The 2,354-nt window shown below is 65.2% G+C and carries 4 protein-coding genes; 1 reads left to right on the top strand and 3 read right to left on the bottom strand.

Annotated features, from left to right (window positions below; all coding sequences use genetic code 11):
- Positions 1 to 246 (bottom strand): alpha-hydroxy-acid oxidizing protein (locus VFA16_RS23565; protein WP_324970162.1); only part of this gene is annotated, 246 nt, incomplete at its 3' end.
- Between the two features lie 35 nt (positions 247 to 281).
- Between VFA16_RS23565 and VFA16_RS23560 the strand changes: the two genes are divergently transcribed.
- Positions 282 to 713 (top strand): DUF1810 domain-containing protein, encoded by a 432-nt coding sequence (locus VFA16_RS23560; RefSeq protein WP_324970161.1) that lies wholly within the window; start codon positions 282 to 284, stop codon positions 711 to 713.
- Here the strand turns inward: VFA16_RS23560 and VFA16_RS23555 are convergent.
- Together VFA16_RS23555 and VFA16_RS23550 are read right to left on the bottom strand one after the other, a co-directional pair.
- A complete protein-coding gene (locus VFA16_RS23555; protein WP_324970160.1) occupies positions 706 to 2,004 on the bottom strand; it encodes an alpha-amylase family protein in 1,299 nt (432 codons plus the stop codon). The genes VFA16_RS23560 and VFA16_RS23555 overlap by 8 nt on opposite strands.
- 29 nt (positions 2,005 to 2,033) lie before the next feature.
- Positions 2,034 to 2,354, bottom strand: a 321-nt coding sequence (locus VFA16_RS23550) for a carboxymuconolactone decarboxylase family protein (protein WP_324970159.1), incomplete at its 5' end; no start/stop codon positions are given.

Below are 2,354 nucleotides of genomic sequence, written 5' to 3'. Positions count from 1 at the left end.
GATCGCTGGGTGAAACTCGATGTCGCGAAAGGCTTGTCGCGCACGATCCAACGAGATCTCGTCCTCAGCGGCGCCGTCGGTGTAATCGAACGCCGCTCGCGGGGTGCGCCGCTTGGCGATGCGCCGCAGATCGTCGATGGTCAGTGCGGTGTCGAGCCGGCGCCGGGTGCGGTCGAGCCGCGGTTTACGGAAACGGATCAGCGGCGCCAGGTCCTGCGCTTTGGGAACCCGTCGTTTGACCGCCATCGCCCATAGCGTAAGGACTGTGCCACGGTGGATATATGAAATCCGGACACGATCCCTTCGATTTGCAGCGTTTCGTCGATGCGCAGGACCGGGTTTACCCCACCGTCGTCGAGGAGCTGCGCGCTGGCCGCAAACGCAGCCATTGGATCTGGTTCATCTTCCCGCAGCTCTCCGGGCTGGGCAGCAGTCCGATGGCCGCGCGGTACGCGCTCTCCTCGCTGGAAGAGGCTCGCGCATATCTCGCCCACGACATGCTCGGCCCGCGGCTACGGGAATGCGCCAGGTTGGTCAACGGAATACAGGGCCGCTCGATCCACAACATCTTCGGCTCTCCCGACGACCTCAAGGTGCGCTCGTCGATGACGCTTTTCGCCCATGCAACCGACGACAACCAGGAGTTCGTCGAGCTGCTCGACAAGTACTACGGCGGGGAAGAAGACCCGCTGACGCTCAAGCGGCTCAGATAAGCCCCCCGAGAGGCCGCAGAATTCGCCAGCCCTGTGGTTCGACCACCACCGCATCGACGACCTCGCGGGGCGGCGCCGCTGACCCGGCGATCACCTCGGCTCGCGACACATCGACCTCCAGCGGCGCGTCGTCGATATTGAGGGCCACGATCAGCGCGTCGTCGCCGCAGCGCGACTGGTACACGTAATGCCGGTTATCGAGCCGCAACGCGGTTGTCGACGCGGAATGCAGCCACGCGTGGCGCCGGCGTAGCCCGATCAGGTACTGGTGCAGCGACCATAACTGCGCTCCGCGCTCGTCGACCGGCACCGGGGGAGAGCCGAACTCGGGACGCACCGCGTCGTCGCCGCCGAACCGCTCCTCCTTGACGCCGTGAAAGCCGAACTCGTCACCGGCATACACGCTGGGTATGCCGCCGACCGTCATCTGGATCGCGAGGGCAAGTGCCACGTGATCGGGGTTCTCCAGCTGGCTGGCGATGCGGGTCACGTCGTGATTGCCGATGAACGTCAGCGGCGCGAAGCTGGTCAGAAAGGTGTTGTGCCGCTGCAGCGCCCAGTCCAGCTCGTAGAAATTTCCGTCGTTGAGGCTGCTCCAAATCGCCTTCCACAATTCGTATTGGGTCGCCGAGTCGAAGCGCGCCTCAGAAACCACGGCCGCGTAGTCGCCGTGAATGAGCTCCCCCAGAAACCAGACATCCGGATGCGTCTCGCGTACCCGCGGCAGCACTCCAGCCCAAAACCGCTGCGGCACAGCATAAGCCGCGTCCAAGCGCCAGCCGTCCGCGCCGCGGCGCAGCCAATACCGCATCACGTCGACGGTGTAGTCGGCGACTTCCGCATTGTCGTGGTTCAACGTGATCAGGTCGCCATGGCCTTCGAAGACATGGAAATGCCCCGGGCGGCCACGAAACCAGCCCGCCGAGGCACCGCCCTGCAGCGCCTCGCGGTAGCGCGCGAAGTCAACGCCAACATGGTTGAACACGCCGTCGAGCAGCACCCGCAGGCCGCGCCGGTGCGCCTCACTGACTAGATAGTCGAAGTCGTCGCCGTCACCGAGGCGCGGATCGATGCGATAGTGGTCGGTGGTGTCGTAGCCGTGCGTGCGGGAAGCGAAGATCGGCCCCAACGCGATACCGGATGCCCCCAACGCAATCGCGTGGTCGAACCACTCGGCGATTCGCCGCAACCGGTGTTCCCCGGCATCCGGCGGCTGCCCCGCGGGAAAGGCGCCCACGAAACCGAGCGGATAAACCTGCCACCAGATCGCGTGATCAACCCACGAAGGCACGGCCGGAAGTCTACGGGCCGTGACGAAGGTCAGCTGACAGCCGCCAGCGCCTCGGCGCTGGCGATCGCTTGCGCCACCCCGGCGACAATGGCCGCGGCCTTCAACGCCTCCAAGATCGCTTCCCGATCCACCCCAGCTTCCCGCAAGGTGCGCTCGTGCGCATTAAGACAGTCCGGGCAGCCGTTGATCGACGACACCGCCAACGACCACAGCTCGAAATTGGCCTTCTCCACACCGGGATTGGCGATGATGTTCATCCGCAGTCCGGCACGCAGGTCGTCATACTGGCCCTCGAGGAAGCCGCGGGCGCGGTAGAACACGTTGTTCATCCCCATGATGGCCGCAGCACC

This window comes from Mycobacterium sp. (assembly GCF_035653355.1).
Taxonomy (GTDB): domain Bacteria; phylum Actinomycetota; class Actinomycetes; order Mycobacteriales; family Mycobacteriaceae; genus Mycobacterium.
Note: the sequence above shows the minus strand (reverse complement) of the source record. Positions and strands in the feature narration are given on the sequence as shown.

Coding starts and splice junctions, on each gene's coding strand:
- VFA16_RS23560 (WP_324970161.1), top strand. CDS start 282: ATGAAATCCGGACACGATCCCTTCGATTTGCAGCGTTTCGTCGATGCG.